This window comes from Streptomyces griseocarneus (genome assembly GCF_014655595.1).
Lineage (GTDB): Bacteria > Actinomycetota > Actinomycetes > Streptomycetales > Streptomycetaceae > Streptomyces > Streptomyces griseocarneus.
This window is the reverse complement of sequence record NZ_BNBL01000003.1, coordinates 261,374-285,519: the sequence shown is the minus strand read 5'-3', so window position 1 is coordinate 285,519 and position 24,146 is coordinate 261,374. Positions and strand designations below refer to the sequence as shown.

26 protein-coding genes and 1 pseudogene are annotated in these 24,146 nt (G+C 71.5%); 13 read left to right on the top strand and 14 right to left on the bottom strand.

Annotated features, from left to right (window positions below):
• The first annotated feature begins 119 nt into the window (after positions 1-119).
• On the top strand, positions 120-272 hold the full coding sequence (locus tag IE295_RS09990) for a hypothetical protein (protein ID WP_190063195.1): 153 nt from the start codon (positions 120-122) through the stop codon (positions 270-272).
• Between the two features lie 144 nt (positions 273-416).
• Positions 417-923 (top strand): hypothetical protein, encoded by a 507-nt coding sequence (locus IE295_RS09985; protein WP_190063194.1) that lies wholly within the window; start codon positions 417-419, stop codon positions 921-923.
• A gap of 105 nt (positions 924-1,028) precedes the next feature.
• Here IE295_RS09985 and IE295_RS09980 read toward each other — a convergent pair whose 3' ends face one another.
• The 4 genes from IE295_RS09980 to IE295_RS09965 form a co-directional block, all read right to left on the bottom strand.
• Positions 1,029-1,901 carry a carbohydrate ABC transporter permease gene (locus IE295_RS09980; RefSeq protein WP_190063193.1) on the bottom strand — a complete coding sequence of 291 codons (873 nt, stop codon included), beginning with the start codon at positions 1,899-1,901 and terminating at the stop codon, positions 1,029-1,031.
• Positions 1,898-3,262: an extracellular solute-binding protein gene (locus tag IE295_RS09975; protein ID WP_190063192.1), complete on the bottom strand. Its 1,365-nt coding sequence runs from the start codon at positions 3,260-3,262 to the stop codon at positions 1,898-1,900. The genes IE295_RS09980 and IE295_RS09975 overlap by 4 nt, the downstream gene beginning before the upstream one ends.
• 73 nt (positions 3,263-3,335) lie before the next feature.
• Complete coding sequence (locus IE295_RS09970) at positions 3,336-4,052, bottom strand: response regulator (protein ID WP_190063191.1); 717 nt, start codon at positions 4,050-4,052, stop codon at positions 3,336-3,338.
• Positions 4,049-5,680, bottom strand: coding sequence for a sensor histidine kinase (locus IE295_RS09965; RefSeq protein ID WP_190063190.1), 1,632 nt, complete (start codon positions 5,678-5,680; stop codon positions 4,049-4,051). Before IE295_RS09965 ends, IE295_RS09970 begins: the two co-directional genes overlap by 4 nt.
• 125 nt (positions 5,681-5,805) lie before the next feature.
• Here IE295_RS09965 and IE295_RS09960 point away from each other — a divergent pair, with 125 nt between their 5' ends.
• A complete protein-coding gene (locus tag IE295_RS09960) occupies positions 5,806-7,179 on the top strand; it encodes a cation:dicarboxylate symporter family transporter (protein WP_372478813.1) in 1,374 nt (457 codons plus the stop codon).
• Positions 7,180-7,187: 8 nt separating this feature from the next.
• Here the strand turns inward: IE295_RS09960 and IE295_RS09955 are convergent, their stop codons facing one another.
• On the bottom strand, positions 7,188-7,916 hold the full coding sequence (locus IE295_RS09955) for a DUF899 domain-containing protein (RefSeq protein ID WP_190063189.1): 729 nt from the start codon (positions 7,914-7,916) through the stop codon (positions 7,188-7,190).
• 460 nt (positions 7,917-8,376) lie between these two features.
• On the opposite strand from IE295_RS09955, the gene IE295_RS09950 reads away from it, so the two are divergent.
• A complete protein-coding gene (locus IE295_RS09950) occupies positions 8,377-9,087 on the top strand; it encodes a tectonin domain-containing protein (RefSeq protein ID WP_190063188.1) in 711 nt (236 codons plus the stop codon).
• A 386-nt stretch (positions 9,088-9,473) separates the two neighbouring features.
• Positions 9,474-10,304 carry an XRE family transcriptional regulator gene (locus tag IE295_RS09945; protein WP_224323075.1) on the top strand — a complete coding sequence of 277 codons (831 nt, stop codon included), beginning with the start codon at positions 9,474-9,476 and terminating at the stop codon, positions 10,302-10,304.
• Positions 10,305-10,449: 145 nt separating this feature from the next.
• Here IE295_RS09945 and IE295_RS34395 read toward each other — a convergent pair.
• Both IE295_RS34395 and IE295_RS09940 read right to left on the bottom strand, forming a co-directional pair.
• Positions 10,450-10,518, bottom strand: a pseudogene (locus IE295_RS34395) (hypothetical protein); the annotation flags it as partial.
• A complete protein-coding gene (locus IE295_RS09940) occupies positions 10,515-10,811 on the bottom strand; it encodes a hypothetical protein (RefSeq protein WP_190063187.1) in 297 nt (98 codons plus the stop codon). The pseudogene IE295_RS34395 and the gene IE295_RS09940, both read right to left, overlap by 4 nt.
• A gap of 175 nt (positions 10,812-10,986) precedes the next feature.
• On the opposite strand from IE295_RS09940, the gene IE295_RS09935 reads away from it, so the two are divergent.
• Both IE295_RS09935 and IE295_RS09930 read left to right on the top strand, forming a co-directional pair.
• Complete coding sequence (locus IE295_RS09935) at positions 10,987-11,838, top strand: helix-turn-helix domain-containing protein (protein WP_190063186.1); 852 nt, start codon at positions 10,987-10,989, stop codon at positions 11,836-11,838.
• 14 nt (positions 11,839-11,852) lie between these two features.
• Entirely contained in the window at positions 11,853-12,038 is a 186-nt protein-coding gene (locus tag IE295_RS09930) for a DUF397 domain-containing protein (RefSeq protein ID WP_308013107.1), read from the top strand.
• Here IE295_RS09930 and IE295_RS09925 read toward each other — a convergent pair.
• Entirely contained in the window at positions 12,035-13,048 is a 1,014-nt protein-coding gene (locus IE295_RS09925; protein WP_190063185.1) for a GNAT family N-acetyltransferase, read from the bottom strand. The genes IE295_RS09930 and IE295_RS09925 overlap by 4 nt on opposite strands.
• Positions 13,049-13,306: 258 nt before the next feature.
• Between IE295_RS09925 and IE295_RS09920 the strand changes: the two genes are divergently transcribed.
• On the top strand, positions 13,307-13,738 hold the full coding sequence (locus tag IE295_RS09920) for a hypothetical protein (protein WP_190063184.1): 432 nt from the start codon (positions 13,307-13,309) through the stop codon (positions 13,736-13,738).
• A gap of 127 nt (positions 13,739-13,865) precedes the next feature.
• On the opposite strand, the gene IE295_RS09915 is transcribed toward IE295_RS09920, so the two are convergent.
• The 3 genes from IE295_RS09915 to IE295_RS09905 form a co-directional block, all read right to left on the bottom strand.
• Positions 13,866-14,231 (bottom strand): hypothetical protein, encoded by a 366-nt coding sequence (locus IE295_RS09915; protein ID WP_190063183.1) that lies wholly within the window; start codon positions 14,229-14,231, stop codon positions 13,866-13,868.
• Positions 14,232-14,517: 286 nt separating this feature from the next.
• On the bottom strand, positions 14,518-14,730 hold the full coding sequence (locus IE295_RS09910) for a DUF4287 domain-containing protein (RefSeq protein WP_190063182.1): 213 nt from the start codon (positions 14,728-14,730) through the stop codon (positions 14,518-14,520).
• 49 nt (positions 14,731-14,779) lie between these two features.
• A complete protein-coding gene (locus IE295_RS09905; RefSeq protein WP_190063181.1) occupies positions 14,780-15,352 on the bottom strand; it encodes a dihydrofolate reductase family protein in 573 nt (190 codons plus the stop codon).
• A 720-nt stretch (positions 15,353-16,072) separates the two neighbouring features.
• Here IE295_RS09905 and uppS point away from each other — a divergent pair.
• The 4 genes from uppS to IE295_RS09885 all read left to right on the top strand — a co-directional run bounded on the left by uppS (position 16,073) and on the right by IE295_RS09885 (position 20,408).
• Entirely contained in the window at positions 16,073-16,882 is an 810-nt protein-coding gene (gene uppS / locus IE295_RS09900) for a polyprenyl diphosphate synthase (protein WP_190063180.1), read from the top strand.
• A gap of 16 nt (positions 16,883-16,898) precedes the next feature.
• On the top strand, positions 16,899-17,924 hold the full coding sequence (locus tag IE295_RS09895) for a terpene synthase family protein (RefSeq protein ID WP_190063179.1): 1,026 nt from the start codon (positions 16,899-16,901) through the stop codon (positions 17,922-17,924).
• 67 nt (positions 17,925-17,991) lie between these two features.
• On the top strand, positions 17,992-18,981 hold the full coding sequence (locus IE295_RS09890; RefSeq protein ID WP_190063178.1) for a spirocyclase AveC family protein: 990 nt from the start codon (positions 17,992-17,994) through the stop codon (positions 18,979-18,981).
• Positions 18,982-19,037: 56 nt separating this feature from the next.
• Positions 19,038-20,408, top strand: a complete 1,371-nt coding sequence (locus tag IE295_RS09885) for a cytochrome P450 (protein ID WP_190063177.1) — start codon at positions 19,038-19,040, stop codon at positions 20,406-20,408.
• Between the two features lie 104 nt (positions 20,409-20,512).
• Here IE295_RS09885 and IE295_RS09880 read toward each other — a convergent pair whose 3' ends face one another.
• The 3 genes from IE295_RS09880 to IE295_RS09870 form a co-directional block, all read right to left on the bottom strand.
• The gene (locus IE295_RS09880) at positions 20,513-20,797 is read right to left on the bottom strand and encodes a hypothetical protein (protein WP_190063176.1); all 285 of its coding nucleotides are present in this window, start codon (positions 20,795-20,797) and stop codon (positions 20,513-20,515) included.
• A gap of 314 nt (positions 20,798-21,111) precedes the next feature.
• Entirely contained in the window at positions 21,112-21,486 is a 375-nt protein-coding gene (locus IE295_RS09875) for a hypothetical protein (RefSeq protein WP_190063175.1), read from the bottom strand.
• 228 nt (positions 21,487-21,714) lie between these two features.
• Complete coding sequence (locus tag IE295_RS09870) at positions 21,715-22,329, bottom strand: TetR/AcrR family transcriptional regulator (protein ID WP_190063174.1); 615 nt, start codon at positions 22,327-22,329, stop codon at positions 21,715-21,717.
• Positions 22,330-22,463: 134 nt separating this feature from the next.
• Here IE295_RS09870 and IE295_RS09865 point away from each other — a divergent pair, with 134 nt between their 5' ends.
• Positions 22,464-24,134 (top strand): MFS transporter, encoded by a 1,671-nt coding sequence (locus IE295_RS09865; protein ID WP_190063173.1) that lies wholly within the window; start codon positions 22,464-22,466, stop codon positions 24,132-24,134.
• Positions 24,135-24,146: the final 12 nt, after the last annotated feature.

Sequence of the window (24,146 nt, the reverse complement as noted above, 5' to 3'; positions counted from 1 at the left end):
CATGGCGGCCCAGCCAGCCGATGTCATCGGCGGGAAGGACGGACCGGATGGGTCAGTCACTCTCTTATCGTCCCCTACGGCCCCCGTGGAAACGCAAGGCTTTCCCGGACATCGCCGTCGTGGTGGTCGTCGTCATCGTCGTGATGGGCGCCTGTGCCGCGCTGCCCGGTGACCGGGTCGCCGCCGTGACGGGGCTCTTCGGCGCCGTCGCCAATCTGGTGGTGCTGGTGCGTCACGGCAAGGGCGGGGCGGGCGTCCGCTCCCATTCCTGACGCCGGCTGAGGGAGGGGTGGAGCCTACGGTTCCGCCCCTCCTTCCGCCCTGCCAACCGTTATGATTCCGGGCTTGTCTTTGCTTTTTCTTTGCTGTTGACTCGAGCGGCTGTGCCCCACCCCCACTGCTCGAAGGAACGTTTCGTGAACCGCTCCGCCCGTGTCCGCCGCACCCTCTCCGCCCTCGCCGTGGCCGGTCTGGCGCTGACCGCCGTGACCGCCTGCAGCACCGAGGACGTCCGGAAGGCAGCCGGGAAGGAGGAGGGCGAGGCCAGGAAGTCGGTCGAGGAGAAGGCCTCCGACGCCAAGAAGAAGGTCGAGGACAAGGCCGTGGACACGGTCGACAAGGCCGTGGGCGGCAGCTTCGAGGTCACCTACGAGGTCACCGGCTCCGTCGACTCGGTCGACTTCAACGAGGGCAAGGGCTCGGCGGCCAAGCCGGACTTCACCACCGAGGAGAAGCCGAAGACGCCGTGGAAGAAGACGGTCACCCTCAAGGGCATCGAGTCCCCGACCGTCAGCGCGATGGTCACCGAGGGCGAGGGCGGCTGCAAGATCACGTACAAGGGCAAGGTCCTGGACGAGAAGACCGCGAAGGCCTCGGACACGGGCCTGGCGCTGTGCAACGCGGTCTCGCCGCTCGGCCAGTAGTCCCGGTCAGTGATCCCGCTCAGTAGTCCGGGCCAGTAGTCCTGGTCAGTAGTTCCGGTCACTAATCCCGGCCAGTAGTCCCGGTCGCCGCGGGAGGGGGACCGTTCACACCTCCTCCCGCAGCAACCGCACGTACACCGCTGAGAACAGCCCTCCCACCAGCAACAGCAGCAGCGCCACCGCCGTGCCGTAGCCGATCAGGGACTTCAGGAACGCCTGGTCGTACATGAATACCGGCAGCGTCTGGCTGCGGTTGCCCGGCCCGCCCCGCGTCATGGCCCAGATGAGGCCGAAGACCGACAGCGTCTGCAGGGTGTTGAGCATGAGGTTGGTGCCGATGGAGCGCCGGATCATCGGGAGGGTGATGTGCCAGAAGCGGCGCACGCCGCTCGCCCCGTCGACCTCCGCCGCCTCCGTCACGTCCCGGGGGATCTCCGCGAGCGCGGCCGAGTAGACCAGCATCGAGAAGGCCGTGCCGCGCCAGACGTTGGCGAACGAGACGGCGAGGATGGGCAGGGTGAACAGCCAGTTCTGGCCGGGCAGGCCCAGCCCCTCCAGGACGGCGTTCAGCGTGCCCTCCCGGGTGAAGAACGTGTAGAGCAGGAACCCGGCGACGATCTCCGGGAGCACCCACGCGGCGATCACCACCGTGCCCGTCAGCGTCCGCACCGCCTTCGAGGCGCGCCGCATCAGGGCGGCGAGGGCGAAGCCCAGCGTGTTCTGGCCGACGATCGACGACACGACCGTGAAGACCAGCGTCAGCAGCACCGCGTTGACGAAGTCGTCGTCGGCGAAGGCGCGCCGGAAGTTGGCGAGGCCGACGAACGAGGCCGACGCCTGTCCCGAGAGCTGGGTGTCGGTGAAGGCCAGGACGACGCAGTAGCCGATCGGCCCGGCGAGGAAGAGCAGCAACAGGGCGCTCGCCGGGGCGAGGGGGAGCCAGCGCGGGAGGCCGCCCGCGGCGCGGCGCGCGCTCACCGGGCCGTCACGCCCGACGGGCCCGCGATCGACCGCAGCCGCTCGTCGTAGCGGCGGGCGGCCCCCGCCGTGTCGGCGTCGCCGGTGGTGACGGACTCCATCGCCTCCTGGATGGCGTTGGAGACCTGCGGGTAGACCGGCAGGGCCGGGCGGTAGCGGGTGTCCTTGACCAGGTCCGTGAAGAAGGCGACGCCCGGCATCGACGTGCGGTACGCGGGCGCCGCGGCCACGTCGTCGCGTACGGCGATCTGCGCGTCCCGCACGGTCCAGTCGGTGGCGTTGGCGGGGGTCTGCATGGTTTCGATGAGCTGCCAGGCGAGGTCGGCCCGGGGCGACTTGGCGCCGATGGACCACGTCCAGCCGCCGGAGAGGCTGACGCGCCCGGGCGCCTTGCCGTCCCGCGTCGGGAAGGCGGCCTGTCCCATCACCTTCGACCACTGGGGCCAGGGCCTGGCCCCGGAGGCGAGCCAGAACTTGCCGAGCCAGGAGCCGTCCAGGGCGATGGCCAGCCTGCCGCCCGGCAGCCAGTCGTTGGTCACCCGGGTGCCGATGGTGGGGGAGAGGGCGTCCGAGGGATCCGGGCCCAGCTTCTCGGCGTAGACGGTGCGGACGAAGTCCAGGGCGTCGCGGAAGCCCGCCCCGCCCGTCACCCACTTCTTCGACGACGGCTCGTAGAGGGGATCGGACCCCGTGCCGTACGCCAGCATCTCGAAGCCCTGCATCGAGGCGGCCTCGCCGGCGCCCTTGCCGGTGTAGACGTTGAGGGGGATCACGCCGGGCAGCCGGCGCTTGAGCGTACGGGCGGCGTCCAGGACGTCGTTCCAGGTCCCGGGGTGCCAGTCGGCCGGCAGGCCGGCGCGGGCGAAGAGCTCCTTGTTGAACCACAGGGCGCGGGTGTCGGTGCCGTCCGGCACCCCGTACGTCTTCCCGTCCTCCGCCTTGGCCGACGCCTTCGCGGCCGGCGCGAAGCGGTTCCAGTGCTTCCAGCCGGCCAGCTTGTCGTCCAGCGGTCTCAAGTAGCCGCTCCTGACGTCGGAGTTGAGGACGAAGGTGTCCTCGTGCACCACGTCCGGGGCGGTCTTCGGCGACCGCATCATCTGCTGGACCTTGGCGTAGTAGTCGTCCTGGGTGGCCTGGACGGGGATGAGCCGGAGCTTCTTGCCCGCGTGCTCCCGCTCGAACTGCTTCTTGATCACGGCCAGGTAGTCGTCCATGAGCCGGACCTTGTTGTCCGTGCTGCGCGGGTAGACGACCTTCACGGTGTCCCGGTCGCCGCCGGAGTCGCCGCAGGCGGTGAGCGTCGCGAGGGCGGCGAGAGCGGTGAGGGCGGCGACGAGGGGTACGGGGCTGGTGGGGCGCACGGCACGACCTCCTGCACCTTGGGATGTCGAGTCGTACGTTCCCCCGGCGGCCCCGCCGCACGCGCCCGGGACCTCAGCGCCTGCCGGCCCAGCGGTAGAGCAGCTCGGGCCGGCCTATCTGCCCGTACTGCGGGGCCCGTCCGGCCCGCCCGGTGTCCACCAGGTACTCCAGGTAGCGCCGCGCGGTGATCCGCGAGACGCCGACCGACGTGGCCGCCGCCCCCGACGAGACGCCGCCGTCGCCGGCGGAGCGCAGGGTGTCGGTGATGGCCTGCAGGGTGTCCACGGCCAGCCCCTTGGGCAGCGCCACCGGCTGCGGCGCGCGCAGCGCGGCCAGCGCCCGGTCCACCTCCTCCTGCCCGCTCGCCTCCCCGGCGGCGGCGCGGAACTCCGCGTACCGGGCCAGGCGGTCGCGAAGGGTGGCGAAGGTGAAGGGCTTGAGCACGTACTGGACGACGCCCAGCGACACCCCCTCGCGCACCACGGCCAGGTCGCGGGCCGAGGTGACCGCGATGACGTCCGCGGCGTGCCCGGCCGCGCGCAGCGAGCGCACCAGCTGGAGGCCGTGGCCGTCGGGGAGGTAGAGGTCGAGCAGGAGCAGGTCGACCGCCGTCCGCTTGAGGAACTGCGAGGCGTCGCACCGCGAGTGCGCCACGCCCGCGACCGTGAACCCCGGCACCCGGCCCACGTACAGTGCGTGGGCGTCGGCGGCCACGGGATCGTCCTCGACGACGAGCACCCTGATCGGGGGCGCCGCGGCTCTCGGCAGCGGTCTCGGGCTCGTGCTCATGCGGGGACTCCTTCGGACGTACGGACACGCAGGGGCAGCCGGACCGTGAACTCGGCCCCGCCGCAGGGGGAGGCGCCGAGGGCGACCGTGCCACCGTTGCGCCGGGCGGCCTGCCGGACGAGCGCCAGGCCCAGGCCGCGGCCGTGCGGGGCGGCCCCGGGCGACTTGGTGGACCAGCCGCGCCGGAACACCTCGTCCACGGCCTCGGGCGCCACGCCGGGGCCGCTGTCGCCGACCCGCAGCAGCAGTTCGCCGCCGTCGGCGCGCACGGTGACGGTGACGCGGCCGGGGCGGTGGGCGTCGCGGGCCGCCTCGACGGCGTTGTCGACGAGGTTGCCGAGGATGGTGACCAGGTCGCGGGCGGGCAGTCCGGGCGGCAGGAGCCCGTCGTCGACGCGGGTGTCGTCGGCCAGGACGAGCTCCACGCCCTGCTCGTTGGCCTGGGCGGCCTTGCCCAGTAGCAGCGCGGCCAGGACCGGTTCGGCGACGGCGGCCACCACCCGGTCGGTCAGGGCCTGGGCCAGCTCGAGCTCGGCGGTGGCGAAGTCGACGGCCTCGTCCGCGCGGCCGAGTTCGATGAGGGAGACCACCGCGTGCAGCCGGTTGGCGGCCTCGTGCGCCTGCGAGCGCAGTGCCTCGGCGAAGCCGCGCACGGAGTCCAGTTCGCCGGACAGCGCCTGCAGTTCGGTGTGGTCGCGCAGGGTCACCACCGTGCCCTGCCGTTCCCCGCCGGAGACCGGCGAGGTGTTCACCACCACGATCCGCTCGGCGGTCAGGTGCACCTCGTCGACGCGCGGCCCGGGGGCCAGCAGGGCCTCGGTGACGGACGGCGTGAGGCCGAGCGCGTCCACGCGGCGGCCGACGACGTCGCCGTGCAGGCCGAGGAGCTCCCGTCCGGCGTCGTTGATCAGGGCGATGCGCCGGCGCCCGTCGAGCATCAGCAGCCCCTCGCGCACCGCGTGCAGCGCGGCCTCGTGGTAGTCGTGCATGCGGCCGAGCTCGGCGGCGTTCATGCCGTGGGTGTGGCGGCGCAGCCGGGAGTTGAGGAGGTACGTCCCGGCCCCGCCGAGGGCGAGCACGGACAGCGCCACCGCGAACAGCACGGCGAGCCGGCGGCGCATGTCGGCGCTGATCGCGTCGACGGTGATGCCGGCGCTGACCAGCGCGGTGACGCCGGCGGAACCGGAGTGCACGGGCACGACGGCCCGCACCGACGGGCCCAGCGTGCCGGTGTACGTCTCCGAGAACGCCTGCCCGCGCAGGGCGGGGCCGGTGTGGCCGAGGAAGCGCTCGCCGATCCGGAGCGGGTCGGGGTGGGTCCAGCGCACCCCGCCCGGGCTCATGATGATCACGAAGTCGACGCCGGTGTCCCGGCGCACCCGCTCCGCGTACGGCTGCAGCGCGGCGCTGGGATCGGGCGCGCGGACGGCCGCGCGCACGGCGGGCGACGCGGCGACGGCGGCCGCGGCGGCGGTGACCTGGCGGCGGGCGGCCTCCTGGGCCTGGCCGCGGCCGGAGACGTAGGCGAAGACCGCGCAGGCGGCCACCACGGCAGCGACCAGCACGATCTGCATCGCGAAGAGCTGGCCTGCCAGGCTGCGGGGGCGGCGTATGCGAGGTTTGCGCATGGCGGACAGTGTGCCTGCCCGCGCGTTCGTGAACGTAATGCACGCAAGGGTGACCGCCGTCACATCCGCGTGCATAGTCTCCGCGACGACGTACGGACGCGTCCAGGCATCACGAGGAGACAACCGTGGCAGTGCAGTCCCCATCGGCCGGCCGCAGGCCGGACCGGACCCATTACCTCTATCTGGCCGTGATCGGCGCGGTGCTCGCGGGCGTCGCGGTCGGCTTCGCGGCGCCGGGCGCCGCGGTCGAGCTCAAGCCGCTGGGCACCGGCTTCGTGAACCTGATCAAGATGATGATCTCGCCGGTCATCTTCTGCACGATCGTGCTCGGCATCGGTTCGGTGCGCAAGGCGGCCAAGGTCGGCGCCGTGGGCGGGCTCGCGCTCGGCTACTTCCTGCTGATGTCCACGGTGGCCCTGGCGATCGGCCTGGTCGTCGGCAACCTCCTGGAGCCCGGCAGCGGCCTGCACCTGACCGACTCCCTCCGGCACGCGGGCGAGGCCCAGGCCAAGGGCGCCGCCCACGAGTCGACCGCCGCCTTCGTGCTCGGCATCATCCCGACCACCATGGTCTCCGCCTTCACCGGCGGTGAGGTCCTGCAGACCCTGCTCGTCGCCCTGCTGTCCGGCTTCGCCCTGCAGGCCATGGGCCCGGCCGGCGAGCCGGTGCTGCGCGGCATCGGCCACCTGCAGAAGCTGGTCTTCCGCATCCTCGGCATGATCATGTGGGCGGCGCCGGTGGGCGCGTTCGGGGCGATCGCGGCCGTGGTCGGGGCGACGGGCGTCGACGCCCTGAAGTCGCTGGCCGTCATCATGATCGGCTTCTACGCGACCTGCCTGATCTTCGTGGTGGTGGTGCTGGGCACGCTGCTGCGCCTGGTGGCGGGGGTCAACATCCTCACCCTGCTGAAGTACCTGGGGCGCGAGTTCCTGCTGATCCTGTCGACGTCGTCCTCCGAGTCGGCCCTGCCGCGGCTGATCGCCAAGATGGAGCACCTGGGCGTCAGCCGCCCGGTCGTCGGCATCACCGTCCCCACCGGCTACTCCTTCAACCTCGACGGCACGGCCATCTACCTGACGATGTCCTCCCTCTTCGTCGCCGAGGCGATGGGCAATCCGCTGTCGGTGAGCCAGCAGGTCTCCCTGCTGCTCTTCATGATCGTCGCCTCGAAGGGCGCGGCCGGCGTGACCGGCGCGGGCCTCGCCACCCTCGCGGGCGGCCTGCAGTCCCACCGCCCCGACCTGGTCGACGGCGTCGGACTGATCGTCGGCATCGACCGCTTCATGAGCGAGGCCCGCGCCCTGACGAACTTCGCGGGCAACGCGGTGGCCACGGTGCTCATCGGCACGTGGACCAAGGAGATCGACCACGCGCGCGTACGGGAGGTCCTGGCGGGGCACGTGCCGTTCGACGAGGCGACGCTCGTCGACGACGGCCACGGCCACGGGCACGGCGAGGCGCCGGACCCCTCGGGGGAGAAGGAGCCGGTACCGGCGTAAGGGCGGGATCAGTCGCGCCGGCCCCGGGGGCCCTGGCGCGTCTTGGCCAGCCACTCCGGCGCCGGCTCGGCGTCGCCGCCGTACGCGTCGTGCCAGTTCCACCACTCGTACGGCGGGGTGCTGGGGTAGCCCTCGGGCGAGTCCTCCCACATCTCCTGCCGCCCCAGCGCGGTCATGTCGAGGTAGCTCCAGGTGCTCCCCAGCGCCTCGTCGCCGCGGGCGTTGATGAAGTAGGTGCGGTACACGCTGTCGCCGTCGCGGATGAACGCGTTCGTGCCGTGCCACTCGTCCACGCCGAAGTCGGCGTCGAAGCTGTCGGTGATCGTGTACCAGGGCATCGTCCACCCCATGCGCGCCTTCACCCGCTCGATGTCCGGCTGCGGCGCGCGCGAGGCGAAGACGAGAGTGGTGTCGCGGGCGTTCAGATGGGCCAGGTGGCCGACATGGTCGGCCACCATCGAGCAGCCGCGACAGGCATGGTCCGGCCAGCCGAACACGCCGGGCTCGTGGAAGGCGCGGTAGACGATCAGCTGACGACGCCCCTCGAACAGGTCGAGCAGACCCACCCTGCCCCCGGGGCCGTCGAACGCGTACCCCTTCTCCACCGCCATCCACGGCATCCGCCGCCGCTTGGCGGCCAGCGCGTCACGGGCCCGCGTCAGCCGCTTCTCCTCCACCAGCAGCTCCTGGCGCGCGGCCTCCCACTCCTGCGGCGCGACGATCGGGGGAGTCTTCATGACGGCGTTCACCCTTCGGCTGGAGCAGACCCCCTGCGTCCAGGGTCGGCCGCCATCGCCCCACGCGCACACCGAGCGGGGCGAGCGGGGCCGCTCCGGGTTACGCCGCGAGGCGTACGCGATCGGGGCGGGGTCCGGGCGGCGCCAGGGCGCGGGGGCGGGGTGCCGGGCCGCCACGGATGGCGCTCGCACGCCGGCCCGTCCGCCTCCGGTCGGCGGGGACGTCCCGGCGGGAGGCATGAACCGGCATATGCGTCGATCCCCTATATGAGGGACAGCACTTCCAGCCGAAAAGCTCCCGACTGAACCTCTCCCGTCCCTCGGCAGGCAAGGTGATGGTCGTTAAAACATCGATTTACAGGCTTATTCAGTATTAAGACAAGCATTCTTCCGCTTTGCCAGCTCGTTTTTTCACCGAGGATGACCGGGTCAGCAACCGCTCGGGGAAGGATGATGTGGCATGGCGGATTGGGTGAAGGTCGCAGGTGCTCTCACTGCCATCTCGGCGGGGTCCAGGACGACGGTGTGGGGGGTGAACGCGGCGAGCGCCATCTACCGGTACACCAACTACGACGCCAACCCCTGGATCAACATCCCGGGGGGCCTCAGCGACATCGGGGCGGCCTCCGACGGTACGACATGGGGTGTCAACGCCGGCAATCAGATCTACCGGTACACCGGGGACCAGGACGGCGGCCCGTGGAAGGGCATCTCCGGCAGCCTGGTCCGCATCGACGCGGGTTCCAGGACGAACGTGTGGGGCGTGGACTCCGCAGGCGCCATCTACCGGTACACGAACCACGACGCCAACCCGTGGATCAAGATCCCCGGGGCGTTGAGCGACATCGGCGCGGGCGCCGACGGCACCGTGTGGGGCGTCAACGGCGGCAACCAGGTCTTCCGGTACACCGGGGACCAGGACGGCGCGAACCCGTGGAAGAACGTCAACGGCAGCCTGAAGCGCATCGCGGTGGGCTCCCGGACGAACGTGTGGGGCGTCGACCCGGGCGGCAGTATCTATCGCTACACCAACAACGACGCCTCCGGCGGCAATCCGTGGGTCAAGATCCCCGGCACGGCCATCGACATCGCCGCCGGCGCCGACGGCACCGTGTGGCACATCAACAGCGGCGCCGAGATCTACCGGTACACCGGCGACCAGCCGAGCTGATCGGCGACCGGTTGACGCGGCCCCGGCCCGGCCCCGGCCCGGCCCCGGACCGGGCGCAGGCCGGGGCCGCACGGGCACAGCTTTCCTGCGTCTCTGGCGGCCAACGGGCCCTTGACCCTTCTGCCTCGTTCCGGACGCGGACGCCGGGGAGCGCCGTCGGACTCTCCTGGTGCTTTGTGCGGGCCCGGACGGGCTTCCTCCGTATCCAGGACCGACTGGTGCAGATCCCTGTACCGCGAGATCACATGACGGGTGTACTACGCCGTCTGCAGCATGTCGGCGACGATGGAGCCCTGCCGCGCCCGATCGGGCCAACCGCCGCCTACCCGCGCCTGCCCCGTCCTAGGGTGGCGGAGACGGCTCGTCGAGAAGGCGGGGAGGACCCGGTGCGGCGCAGGAAGTTGCTCGCGAACCTCGCGGTCACGGCCGCCGCGGCCGTCGGCGCCCCCGTCCTGCCCACGGGCAGGACACCCGGCGAGGACGCCGCCGCCGGCGAGGCCCTGGTCACGCGCTTGCGGGACGCCATGCTCGGCCTGGATGCGGATGTCACCGTGCCGTCGGCGGCGGTCCTGCGCACGGATCTGGCCCGCGCCTTCACCGACTTCCACGCCTGCGCGTACAGCAGTCTGGCCGTACGGCTGCCCCGGCTGATCTGCGCGGCCCACGCCCGGGCCGGTGGTGAAGGTGCCCAGGACGACGGGCTGCTGACCCACAGCTACCTGCTGGCCACGCGCATGCTGATCAAGCTGGAGGAGCAGCAGCTCGGCTGGATGGCCGCCGACCGTGCCCCGCCAGGCCGCCGAAGCCGCCGGCGAGCCCCTGCTGGTCGCGGAAGCCGCGCGACAGCTCGCGGTCCTGGCCCGCAAGGCCGACTGGCACGAGCAGGCCCTCTCCATCGCCCTGGCGGCCGCCGACCACCCCGCCCTCCGCGGCGGCGAGCCGGCCTTGGCGGCCCAGCGGGGCCTACTGATCCAGTCCGCGGCCTACACCGCCGCCCGCGCCGGCGGGCCCGCTACTACATCGACATCGCCACAGCCTTCGCCCGCTGGAACCGCCAGGACGACTGCATCCGCGCGCTCCTGGCCGCCGAACACCACGCCCCGGAAGAGACCCATGCCCGCCCGGCCGTGAAGTCGCTGGTCTCCGGCCTGCTGGTCTCCGGGCGAACAACCACCGAGCTACGCGGGCTCGCCGCCCGCGTCGGTGTTCTCGCCTGACGGCCCCAGTGGGTGAGGTGGTAGGCGGTGCGGGAGATGAGTGTGGCCGCCATGCGGTCGGTCTTGGCGCGTGTACGGGCCGGTGGTCGCACCGCTTCGGGCAGGCCGGGGGTCGTAGGGCGCCGTAGTCCGTGAAGCGGCGAGTGCCGCAGCGCTTGCAGCGGGCCTCGCCGGTTCCGGCGGATTCCCATTCGGGGTGGTGGCAGGTCGTCATCGGTTCGCCTCCGGCGTGGAGTGCGCCGTCACCCAGTGGAGGTGCGCGTCGGCGGTGGCCTTGCCGCGTTGCCCGGGCGGTGCGGTGCGGCGGCGCGTCGCCAGTTCTACGCAGTCGGGGCACGTACTGAGATACGGCCGCAGCCCCGCCGCCTCGCGCTCCGCGCCGGTCGCCAATCGCAGGGCGGCGAAGGGTACTTCCCATTGCAGGGAGCCGTCCGGGCTCTGTAGCTGTACGCGGCTGCTGGTGCCGCCGATCACTTGGGCGATCCTGTCCTCACGTACGTCCACCACGTATGCGCCTTTGCGGTACATGGCTCCTCCAACTCGCTGGGCTCTGACCGAAGTTCGTCTGCGTCGACGGTAGAACACGAGAGTTCTAACCGTTTACGAAACGAGTTCAATCACTGGAACGAGTGGACCCTCTTCCGGTCACGCGCCACACTGAGTGCCGACAGGAGGGGAACGGATGCCACCGAGGAAGGCCCCAACCGTCCGACAGCGGAGGCTGGGTGCGGAGCTCCGAAGGATGCGGGAGCGAGCAGGGCTGTCACTTGCTCAAGCCTCCGGTCTGCTGGGCACCGAACGTTCGAGCATGAGCAACATCGAGTCGGGCCGTCACGGCGTCAGCGGTGAACGGGTCCGCGCCTGGGCTACCTCCTACGGCTGCCCGGAGCCTGCGCTCGTCGATGCGCTTGTCGCCATGACCGAGGAGCGCAGCGGAGGCTGGTGGGACGAATACCGCGACTCCCTGGGCAGTGCGGCGCTCGATCTCGCCGAGCTGGAGCATCATGCGGTCGGGTTTCGAGCGTTGCAGATCATGCATCTGCCGGGGTTGCTACAAACCGAGGAATACGCTCGAGCAGTGTTCCGTCAGGCGATGCCGCCTCTCAGCCCGGTAATCCTTCGGCGCAGGCTCTCGCATCGAATGAGGCGGCGTGACGTTCTTGATCGACCGCAACCGCCTACATGTACGTACCTCATCCATGAGGCTGCCCTGTTGATGCAGTTCGGAGGTCGCAGCGTAGCCCGCTCGCAGCTCGAACACGTCTTGAACGAGGCGGAGCGCGACAGCATTACGGTGAGGGTGGTCCCCTTCTCAGCCGGCGGTTTCCCCCATGCTGGGGGCTCGACGCTCTACATCTCGGGAAGCGTTCCGCAGCTCGACACGGTCCATGTCGATACGCCGACGGGTTCGGCATTCCTGGACAGCGAGACGCAGCTCGGCAACTACCGGTCCGTTCTGGACCGCATCGAAGAAACGGCGCTCACTCCAGAGCGCTCACGAGACTTCATTCGTAAAGTGGCACAGCAGCTATGAAGATGTGAGGAATCGTGGTTATTCAGTGGCAGAAGTCGTCGTTCTCGACTGACAGCCAAGGCGACTGTATAGAACTCGCCAACCCGGCGGCCGACCGAATACTCCTCCGCGAGAGCGACGCCCCCAACACCGTGATCGCCACCTCCCCGGCCGCCCTGCGAGCCCTGCTCGCAACGGCAACCGGGGGGCGGTGGCGCTAGGTGTATTGGTCACGAGCGTAATCCCACCGCGCTTGGTAAAACCCGAGCGACCGCTCGGGCCGGTACCCGAACGGCTTGCCGACCGCGCGCATCGGCCTGTTGCCATCGGCCACGGTCCCAGCGATCTCCCGTACCGGCAGCCGCTGGTCCCTCAGCACCTCCAGCATCCGCAGCGATACCGCGCGCCCGAGACCGAGCCCACGGTGGGCGGGCACGACGGCGGTTTCGTACAGCACCGCACGTACAGCGTCCGACGACGGCAGCCCCAGCACCGAATACCCGGCATGCGCCCCGTCCGGGGAGACCGCCACGACGGTCAGCAGCACCGCACCACGATCGACATTCGCCTGCTGCAGGACACGCACGCGCTCCGCGTCCCATACGCGTGGCCTCATCTCCAAGTCCCCGCGCGGCACATCCGCGATGGCCTGATGCGCGAGCGAGAAGGCGGGGGCGTGCCGGGAGGGGACGACACCGGTCCATTCCACGAACCGGTAGCCATTGGGGAGGGACGGACCTGGAGCACCGCCCTCATGGGCGAGGTCCAGAACGTACACCGTCAACGGCAGCGCACAGCGGAAGCCGTGCGCAAGGGCGAATTGTTCGCCCGCACCACCGAGTTCGACCTCCAGCCCCACGGAGGTACGCCCTTCCTCGACCAGCACGGCACGCAGCGCCTCCCACAACCGGCTGCCGATACCACGCCGCCGCACCTCCGGCCGGACGGCGAGCCGCTCGATCCAGGCGGTCGTCCGGTTCTCTGCCTCGTCGAACAGCCGCAGCGCGGCGACCCCGGCGAACTCCCCGGGCCTGCCATGAGACATGGGCACGGCCAGGTTGATGTGCCGGCTGCGCACCCGGGGCACGCGCAGACCACCTGCTGTCTCGACCCGGCAGGGTGCGGGGACGGTGGGCGGCAGGTCGGCGGCGTGGGCGGCGGTGACGACGGAGTGCCAGGCATCGACATCGGCGTCGGTGGGGGATGCGCCGATGCGAAGGAGGTCGCTCATCCCGCGCACGATACGGGCGGGGAAAGGGGCGCGTCCGGCTTTCCGAAGATGACCGCCGCGAGGTGACGACCGTGTGGACGCTGCACCCGAAAGCGTAGCCCGCACCGTCGCACGGCCCACTCTCCCGGGACCGGGCAGTAACGAGCACTGCGGGGTGAAACCGGCCGGACCCTACGTAACCATGACAGCGCTGCGCCGTTGATCGGCCTGTACGAAGAGACGATGACCGGCTCTTCCCGCGTTCCCTGAGGAGTTCTCATGCCCGTCCCCGCGCTCCGGTTCGCCGTGCCCCTGCTCACTGTGGCCGTCGCCGCCGCCCTGGGGAGCGCCCCGACGGCCTCCGCCCACGCAGGAGGGAGCGCGCACGAGGCACGCGCGACCCGGTTGGTGACGCGGCAGGCGGTCGCCAATGTCTTCCCGCCCTCCATCGGGGCAAGGGCCTTCCTGTCCGACGCCGCGAGCGGCGAACCGCTGGCGGGCAAGAAGGTGTACTTCTGGACGCCGGACGGCACCGAGATCTGCCGGGCGGTCACCGATGGCGAGGGCGAGGCCGCCTGCAACGGGCCCATCCGTCTGGGGCCGACCACCGTCGGCACGCTCACCAACGGCTACGTCGCCACGTTCCAGGGCGACAAGCGGTACAAGGGCGCCCAGGCCTTCGGAACGGTGAACGTCATGCTCCGGCCCTGAGCATGACCTGGTGGACCGACGAAGACGTTGGGGTGTTCTGGCCCTGGGCCAGATGGTCCGGGGCCAGAGTTGTAGGGAAGAGTTGTTTTGAGCGTCCCGTCAGACATGCCCTGGGCACGGTCCGGGGTCAGCAGCGCGACCACGCCCCCCATCGGCCGTTGCCCGGGTCGACGCTGCACCAGTAGCCGCTGCCGTACACCGACACGGAAACGGCGCGTCGGGCACCGTCCGCCGCGGCCGCGCCCACGTCGTCGGCCCGGCCGTTGTGCGGCATTTCCTGCCAGCGGCCCGAGCCGGGCCACGCGTGCCAGATCGTGCGGTTCGGAGCGATCCCGAAGCTTTTGAGACGTGACGAGGTCCAGGCGACGTCCAGGATGCTCGAGCCGTCGCGGAAGGTGCCGGTGTAGCCGTACCGGGTGGCGTTCCAACTGGCCGCGCCGGTCCCGCCCGACGCCACTGTGAAGGCGGTGTCCGGGACCGAGCCGGCCGTCATCAGAGCGCGCTTCGCGGCGAGTTCGCCCGGTCGGCGGTGGCGGTCGGGGCGGCCTGGGCCGCGGTGCCTGCGGAGAGCGTCGCGGCCAAGGCCGCCGCTGCCAGTGCCGTCATCGCTCGTGCGCGGTTGAGCATGGTGGTGCCCCCTGTTCGCGGTCGTACGGACGGTGATCCGCTGGCCAATGCCGCTTGTCCATCAGCGGCCCACCACCGCGACCAGCAGGGGCTTCACCAGGTTGGCCCCGTTCAGGACAGACCCTGTGCGACGAGTTCCTACCGGGGGTGGTTCATTTGCCGGTGTCTTCGGCGAGGGTATGGGCGACCAGTGCGTTGGCGTGGCCGTGCCCCAGGCCGTGTTCAGCCTTCAGCCAGGTGACAAGCTCCATGTGCTTGGTCAGGGGCGAGGAGCGGATGAGATCCTTCCATTCCGTGATCGGGCGGCCGTACTTCTTCTCGATGGAGGGGAAGTAGCTGGCAGGGCCTTTCGGCGTTGCGGTCATCTCGGGTTCCGTCCTTCTGTCCGTGTGCGTACTTCTGGTGCGCGGCCTGTCAGCGGACGACGTCGAATACGTTCTTCTGCAGGCCGTTGGCGTAGGTCTCGTGTTCGATGAGCTTGAGCTTCTGGGTGTCCTTGTCGGTGGCGCTGAAGAGGCGCTTGCCCGCGCCGAGGAGGAGCGGGAAGACGAGGAGGTGGTAGCGGTCGATCAGGCCGGCGTCCGAGAGGGCCTGGTTGAGGGATGCGCTGCCGTGGAGGACGATCGGGCCGCCCTCGGTCTCCTTGAGCGCGGCGACCTCGTCGAGCGAGCGCAGGATCGTGGTCTCGCCCCAGTTCGCCACCAGGTCGCTGTCGGTGAGGGTGGTGGAGACGACGTACTTCGGCATGACCTTGTAGTCGGCGAAGTCCGCCATGTCCGGCCACACCGGGCTGAACGCCTCGTAGCTGGTCCGGCCCATGAGCATCGCGGCGGCTTCCTGCTGCTCCCGGCCTTTGATCTCGAACGCTTCGGGGACGAACTCCGTGTGCTTGAAGGTCCATCCGGAGTTGCGGTAGCCGGGCTCGCCGCCCGGGGCCTCGACGACGCCGTCGAGCGAGATGAACGCGGTGCTGATCAGGGTACGCATCGTGGGGTTCCTCGGTGTCTCGTGTCCGGGGAGAAGCGGAATCCCCCTGATGAAAGAGCGTTCGGGCGGCCGCCGACCAACCCTTGTGCACGATGTTCACATTCAGAGCGTGCGGCGATCCGCACCCCCGGAATGATCATGCAAGAGCCTAGATCACCTAAGTGGACGCTGTCCACATTGGAGGCGGCGCCCATGCCGGCAGGTCGCCCTGCCGCCGACCGCGGACGCGGCGGCTGCCTCGCGCGCCCGCTTCCGCGCCGTCGGCACCGGCTACCTCTGCTTCGCCCAGGAGGAACCGGGCCTGTTCCGGACCGCCTTCCACGTCCCCGGCGACATGACCCACTCCGCCGCCGCCGCGGCTGCGGGCCCCGGTGGCAAGACACCCGGGTCGGCCGTCGGCCCGCCCGGCGCCCGCCGTCTCTCACGCCGGCCGCAGCCGCACCGGGCCGGCCCCGTTCAGGGCAGACCGGCCGCCCGCGCCCCCGGCGGCCGTCGAACCGCCCGCTCCGGCGGTCGCGAGCCGCGGCGGCACCGGCGTTCCCGCGCCCGTTTCGTCCCGCGCGGGGGCGCGGGGCAGCGCGTTCCCGCACCGGCCATGCCGAGGGCACATGCATGCCGCCGTGTGCTCTCCTCCCAGGCCAACGCGCCTCCTGACCAGGGCTGTTGGCGTCCGTCACGATGGGCTGAAGAGACGGCACGTACGGGAACGAGGTGTCTGTCATGATGTCGGCCGCACTGCTGGACCTGGAGCGGTACTGCGTACGGCTCGCCGACGAGCCGGCCGGCGCATCAGGGGACGAAGGGCGCGACGAGCGGCCCGGCCCGGCACCGTGCGGCGCGCTCCCGCGGGTGCCGCGACACCTGGCGGTGATCCTGGACGGCAACCGGCGCTGGGCCGAACGCCACCAGCGCCCCTTCGCCGACGCGTACCGCAGCGGGGCGAGCCGGGTGTGCGAGCTGGTGACCTGGTGCGAGCGGGCGGGCGTGCCGTTCGTCACCGTGTGGGCGCTGTCCCGGGACAACCTGCGCCGCGGTCCCGACGCCGTCGCCGAGATCCTGCGGGCGGTCACCGACGGAACCCGCGCGATGGCGGACGAGGGCCGCCGGCGCATCCGCGTCATCGGTTCGCTCGACCGCCTGCCTCCTGACGGGGCCGAGGCGCTCCGCCGGATCGAGGAGGACACCCGTGGCGCCACGGGCACCACCGTGAACGTGGCGATCGCCTACAGCGGCCGCGGCGACATCGTCGACGCCGTGTGCGCGCTGGCCCGGCTCGGCTGCGACGGGCCGCCGCCCTCCCCGGCCGTGCTCGAGCGCCGGCTGGCCGGGCAGCTGTCCACCGCCGGGCAGCCCGACGTGGACCTGGTCATCCGCAGTTCCGGGGAGCAACGCCTGTCCGGGTTCATGCTCTGGCAGACGGCCGAGGCGGAGCTGTACTTCACCGAAACGCTGTGGCCCGACTTCACCGAGGCCGACTTCACCGCGGCCCTGCACGCGTACACGGCCCGCGACCGCCGGCACGGCCGGTAGCCTCCCGGTGATCCCGATGCCACAGGACATCGACTTCGAGATCCCCTTTCCCGCCCGCATCAGCCCCCACGTCGCCGAGGCCGAGGCCCACACCGCGCGGTGGATCGCCGCGCACGGGCTGGCCGACCCCGCGTCCGTCCGTGCCCTGTTCGCGATGGACCTGGCCGACTGCACCGGCCGCATGCTGCCCGACGCCGGCCGGGCCGGCCTCGCACTCGGGCACGACGTGCTGTGCTGGATGGGCCTGTGGGACGACCAGTTCACCGGCCCCGCCGGAAGGGACCCGGACGAGGCCGCGCGGCGCAGCCGCCCGCTGTGCGACGCCATCGCCCGCCTGCCCGCCCCCACGGATCCCTCGGCGCTGCCGCCCCTGGCCGCCGCCTGGCTCGACCTCTGGCACCGCGTCGGCGGGCACATGAGCCCCGCGTGGCGGGCCCGGGCCGCGCGCCACTGGCACGGCTGGATCGCCGGCCAGGTCGCGGAGGCCGCCCGCCGCCGCGCCGGCGGATCGCTCGACCTCGACGACTACCTGCGCACCCGCCGCGTCACCATCGCCTCGCAGATCTGGCTGGACATGGACGAGTCCACCGGCGGCCGCGAGCTCCCCGACGCCCTCCGCGACGCGCCGGCCGTCCAGGCGATGCGGACCGTCACCGCCGACGTCTGCGCCTTCACCAACGACATCTGCTCGGTCGAGACCGAGGAGGCCCAGGGCGACACCGAGAACGGCGTCCTGGTCCTCGAGCGCACCACCGGGCTCGGCCGGGACGAGGCCGTCCGCGACCTGGTCCGCCGCGTCCGCCTGCAGGTGGAGTTCTTCCGCTTCCTCGAGCGACGGCTCCCCGAGTGCTGCGCGCCGGACCTCGCGAACGGCACGGCCGCCGACGCCCTGCGCACCCACGTCGCCGCGATGAAGGCCCTGATGCACGCCGCCGACGCCTGGGACCGCGCGACCGTCCGCTACCGCCCCCATGACAACCCCCACATACCCGCGTACGCGCGACGGCTCGGCATCACGGCACGCACCACCGGGTCCGCGTAGCGGCATCGCGCACCGGCCCGCCCCCCCTCCGTCCCGGATCCCCACCCCCGCCCGGGAGGCAAGCGTCATGACGCAGCGCACCGCCCCCGTCCCGCAGCCCCGCCCCGCCGGCGTGCCCGTCTGGCGCACGCCCATCTGGCGCACGCCCGTCTTCGGCTGCGCCGCCGCCGGCCTGCTCGCCGTCCTGGCCGCCGTCGCGGTCATGGGCCCCTGGCTCCTCGACGGCGGATGGCATCCCGTCGAACCCCGCCCGTACCGCATCTCCACCGGCCGGAAGGTGTTCGCCTGGGCCTTCCAGGGCCTGGTGGTCCTCGCTCTCCTGGCCGTCACCGTCAAGGTCGTCCGCGCGTGCCGGCGGGCCGGTGAACTCACCTTCGACGCGGCCCTGTTCGCCGGCTGGCTGACCGGCCTCTGGCAGGCCCCGCTCGTCAACTACCGCGAACTGATGGCCACGCAGAGCCGCTACATGATCCATGTCGCCTCGTGGGGCCCGTACATCCCCGGATGGCACGGCCCCCACCCGGAGCAGCAGGTGGAAACGCTGTTCGCCGCCTCGGGCCTCTCCTACGGGATGACGATCTTCTGGTACTGGGGCGCGTCCCCACTCATCGGCCGCATCGTCCGGCGCCGGCCGCACTGGGGCCGCACCCGGCTCGTCCTCGTCACGTTCGCCGTCGCGGTCGCCGCGTCCACGGCCATCGAGGCGGCCTACTTGCAGGGCGGCTCGTACAGCTACCCCCACGCGATCCGGAGCCTCTCCCTCTTCAGCGGCCACTGGTACCAGCTGCCCATGACGGGGGTCGCCATCATTGCCGCGTGCCTGGTCACACCCATGGTCGTCATGAAGCAGCGGGCGCTGGCCGCCGGGCGGGAGATCTGGGCGTTCCGGGGTGGCGAACTCCTCTCCGGCACCGGCCGGACGTGGGCCCGGCTGCTGGCCGGCATCGGCATCGCCAACGTCGCCTACCTGGGGTACATGGTCCTCCACCTGCCGGTGTCCTACTTCGGCGGACCACCCCCGGGGGACCTGCCCGACTACCTCCGACTCCTTCCGTAGCCCGCCGAGCCCGCCGAGCCCGCCCAGCCCGCCGAGCCCGACGAGAGGACCCGAGCGTGGAACTGTCCCAGGTCCCCCGTGCCCCCGCGTGGCTGCCCCTCCTCGGGCACGTGATCCCGGTGCTCACCCGTCCCATGGCCTTCCTCGAATCGCTGACCGCGCTCGGCGGCGTCGTCCGGATCGGGCTGGGGCCGTCCCGTGCCTGCGTCGTCACCGACCCGGCGCTGGTGCACGTCCTGCTCGTGGAGCGGGCGGGCGACTTCGACAAGGGCCGCATCTTCGACAAGACCCGGCCCTTCCTCGGCAACGGCCTTTTGACCTCCGCCGGTTCCTTCCACCTGCGGCAGCGACGGCTGATCCAGCCCATGTTCCGTCCGGACCGCATCGCCTGCTACGCGGACGGGATGGCGCGGCACGTGGGGGCCATGACCGCCGGCTGGCGCCCCGGCGCGCGCGTCGAGCTGGTCGAGGCCCTGGAGGAGCTGACGCTCGTCATCGTCGCGGGCGCGCTGCTGTCCACCACGCCGTCCCACCGGGTCAGCGCGGAGATGCGGCAGGCGTTGCGGACCGTGCTGCGCGGAGTGCCCGCCCGTACGTTCCTGCCGGACTGTTGGGAGCGGCTCCCCACCCCGGGCAACCGGCGCTTCGCCGCCGCCGTCGCGAGGCTGCGCGGCTCGCTCGACGAACTGATCAGGTCCACGCCCCCGGCTGCCGAGGCCGGCGAGACGCTGCTGTCCGTCCTGCTGGACGCCCGCGCCGCCGAGGCGGAGGAGGCCGCAGGCGAAGCCGACGAGCAGATCCGCGACGAGCTGGTCTCCCTGCTCGCCGCCGGGTACGAGACCACCGCCGGAGTGCTCGCCGCGGCGCTGTACGAGATCGACCGGCACCCCGCGGTGCGGGAGCGGCTGCACGCCGAGCTGGACGAGGTCCTGGGCGGGGCCGGAACCGTCGCCCCGGTCACCTCCCGGCACCTTCCCCGGCTGCGCCGCACGCACCACGTCATCGCGGAGACGCTGAGGCTGTACACCCCGGGCTGGCTGCTGACCCGGCGGGCGGTCCGGGAGGTGGTGCTCGGCGGGGTCCGGATCCCGGCGGGAACACAGGTGTTCTTCAGCGCGAAGGCGATCCACCGGGACCCCGCCGTCTACCCGGATCCCCACGCCTTCGACCCGGACCGCTGGCTGGAGCGTACGGCCAGGGACCTGCCACCCGGCTCCTGCATCCCCTTCGGAGCCGGGAACCGGCAGTGCGTCGGCAACACCTTCGCGTCGGCGGAGATGGCCGTCGTCCTCGCGTCGCTCTGCTCGCGGTGGCGCCTGACGTACGAGAGCGACGCCGCCCCCGAGGTCATCCACCACGCCATCTCCCGGATCAGCCGGCTCGAGATGACCGTGCGGCCGCGCGGGGCTGTCCGATGGGCCGTGTGACCGGGCCCGTGCGCAGATCGTTTCGGTCGGTAGCTGTGTACAACGGCGTGTGGCCCGCGCCTCGTGGTGGAGGCGCGGGCCACGTGCCAGCTGTTGGCGGTGGTTCAGGCGAGCTTGCAGGCGCTGACGGCGCGGTCCGCCCGGACCTGGGCGACCTGGTGCTGCACGACCTCGCACAGCGTCTCGCCCGCCGGCAGATCCAGGCCGCCCACCGCGCAGCCGATGCTGTTGAGGTCGTTGGCGCGGTTGGGGGAGGGGCTGGCGGCCAGGAACCCCGCGCAGGAGGGGCCGTCGGCCTGGGCGGCCGGTGCGGCGATGAGCGCGCCGCCCGCGATCAGCGCCGCGGCACCCACGACGGCGGAAAGACGGGCGCGGAAGGTGGAGTTCATAACGTTTCCTCACGAGTCCAGTGAGCGGGGAGTGAAACATAGGACCGGACGATCAGCTTCCAGTCACTCGGTCTGATAACCACACGACGGGGCCATCGGTCACGTCACCTCCGGGTGTCACCACCGGCGCATTCGGTGCGTACCCCGCGCACACCCGTCACCCCGCGCCCCCGGGGTCTACCAGCGGCAGGCCGCTCCAGAGGGCAACGCCACGGCGGGCGTCCGGCAACAGCGGCCCACGTACACGCATGGGCGCCCCGGAACGCCGGGGCGCCCTGGGCGCCATGCCGCAGCCGCTGGGGCCGACTGGCGGGTCAGATGGTTTCGCTGAAGTACACCGAACGGAAGAAGAATGCGGGATCGTCGGGCTCTTGCGTCCCGTGCGCCTTCAGGATCGTGTGATCGCCGACGCAGCCGGTTTCGCTCCAGATGTGGGCATACATGTCGGTCTCGTTGTGCGGCGCCCTGGCGTAGTCCTCCGTGTCCGGGTCGTCGGACTCCGGGATGTCGTGGCAGGGCTTGGTGACGTCGTTCGCCGGGTCGGTCAGAGCGAACCTCTTCATGGTCTCGCTCTTTTTGTCCCAAGCCTGGTAGCTGAACGTGCCGGTGGCGGCGTCCGATGAACCAGGCAGCATGAGGACCAGAGCGAGAGCGGCCACGGCAGCGGACGCGGCACGACGGAGTTTCATGGCGGCGGGATCCCTTCGGGAGGGGGTGACACCCCACACGTTGCCCCATTCACCTCGCCAAACGATAAAAAGAACGTTCCGCCACCCGATTGATCGAGCGCACGCCTACCTCTCGCACCACCCGGCCGCCTCCACGCTCCGGCTCTCCACCACAAGAGCGCCCCGTGAGGGGCTCCTTGGAGTGATGTGGACAGTGGCGAGCCACATGACCCACCCACCGGGCAGGCCCTAGGACGCGTCCGGCAGGTTGCCGACGAGCTCCACGGCCTCCGTCGCCGGAACGCCCGCCGCCGTCAGGGCCGTCACGGCGGCGGAGCGGCCGCCCTCCTCCGGTGCCACGATCCCGTCGTTGACGGCCTGCAGCACGCCGAAGAAGACCTGCTCGCGGACGTAGGCCAGGGCCAGCGCCGGCAGCGGCGAGGTGAAGCGGCCCTCGTCCAGGCCGCGTTGCAGCATCGCCGTGCACTCGTGCCGCACCGGCTCCAGGCGCTGGTGGATGCCCTCCATCGTGACGCTGCGCTGGGCCAGCGAGAGCAGCAGCCGGTAGCCGTCGGCGATGTCCCAGACGGCGAGCATCGAGCGGGCCAGCGCCTCGGCCGGGTCGGCCACGTCGCGCAGGGCCTCGGCCTGGGCCGCGGCCACCGACTCCGCCGCGTCGTCGACCAGGGCGGCGACCAGGGCGTCGCGGCTGGGGAAGTGCCCGTAGACCGTGCGCCGGACGACGCCGGCGGCGCGGGCGATCTGGTCCATGCTCGCGTCCGCATCGCGCAGCAGCTCCGCGAGGGCGATGTCCATGATGCGGCGGCGATTGGCGTCCGCTCGGCCGGTCGTCCTGCCGGTCATCGGGTTCTCTTCTCAATCCTGTCGGCCGTGGCCGATTCGTCTGCCCACATTTTGCACGCGGTCGCGCGGTCCCGTAATTTGCACACCAGTGTGTAATTGCACAGCACTGTGCAAGATTGTGAAAGGGGTGACCGATGGGCCTCGTGATGTCGACACCGGTCGACAAGATGGACGGTCCGTACAAGAAGCGCTGGGCCGCGCTGGGCGTGCTCTGCCTCAGCCTGCTGATCATCGTCATGGCGAACACCTCGCTGACGGTCGCGGCCCCCGACATGGTCAAGGACCTGGGCCTCGGCAGCTCGGACCTGCAGTGGGTCATCGACGGCTACACCGTCCCCTACGCCGCGCTGATGCTGATCCTCGGCGCCGTCGGCGACAAGTACAGCCGCCGCGGAGCGCTCGTTCTCGGCCTCGTCGTCTTCGGCGCCGCCTCCGTCGCGGGCTCGCTGGTCGACAGCTCCACCGGCGTCATCGCCGCCCGCGCCGTGATGGGCGTCGGCGCGGCCATGATCATGCCGGCGACGTTGTCACTGCTCGCCGCGACCTTCCCGAGCGCCGAGCGCGCCAAGGCGATCACCATATGGACCGCCACGGCCGGCCTCGCCATCGCCGTCGGCCCGCTGGTGGCCGGTGCGCTGCTGGAGGACCACGGCTGGGCCTCCACCTTCCTCATCAACGTGCCGATCGCCGCCCTCGGCATCCTCGGCGCGCTGCTGCTCGTCCCGCCGTCCAAGGCCGAGGGCGTCAAGGAGATCGACTACGTCGGCGGCGCGCTGTCCGTCGCCTGGGTCGGCTCCCTCATCTACATGATCATCGAGGGCCCCCACTTCGGCTGGGGCGCCAAGGCGATCGCCGCCGCCGTCATCGCGGGCGTGGGCCTCGTCCTCTTCGTCCTGTGGGAGCTGCGCCACCCGCACCCGGTCCTCGACGTGCGCCGCTTCACCCGGCGCGCCTTCGCGGGCTCGACCCTGGCGGTCGCCCTCTTCTTCCTCGCCGTCTTCGGCGCGTTCTACTACCTCACCCAGCACCTGCAGTTCGTGCTCGGCTACTCGCCGCTCGACACCGGCGTGCGCATGCTGCCGCTGGCCGGCGCGGTGTTCGTCGGCGGCGCGCTGACCGCGGTGCTCACGCCGAGGCTCGGCATGAAGGTGACCGTCGCGCTCGGCATGACCGTCGGTACGGTCGCCATCGCGCTGCTCACCCGCGTCGACGCGTCCTCGACGTACGACGACTTCGTCCTGCCGCTGGTGATCCTGGGCCTGGCCATCGGCCTGTCGCTCTCGCCGTGCACCAACGCCATCATGGGCTCCTTCCCCGAGGACCAGCTGGGCGTCGGCGGCGCCGTCAACAGCACCTCCATCGAGATGGGCGGCTCGCTGGGCATCGCCGTCCTCGGCACCGTGCTCGCCAAGACCTACTCCTCCAACCTGGGCGACGCCGCCGCCACTGCCGCTGCCGCAGGCGGCCCCAAGCTCCCGGAGAAGGCGCTGAGCGCCGCGCAGGACTCGGTCGGCGCGGGCCTGTACGTCGCCGAGGAGGTCGGCAAGCAGGTCGCGGCCGGCGCCGCGCCCAAGGTCGGCGCGGAGAAGGCGGCCGCGCTGGGCGCCCAGCAGGCGCACACGGTCGTGGAAGCCGTGCACAAGGCGTTCTCCGACGCCGTCGCCCACACCAGCCTCGTCGGCGCGATCGTGCTCGGCGTGGGCACGGTGCTGGTCGCGGTGCTGCTGCCGGGCAGGTCGACGTCGAAGCCGGGTGCCGCTGACGCGGCGGAGGCGGAGAACGAGAAGGAGTCGGCAGCGGTCTGAGGGGCCGCCCTC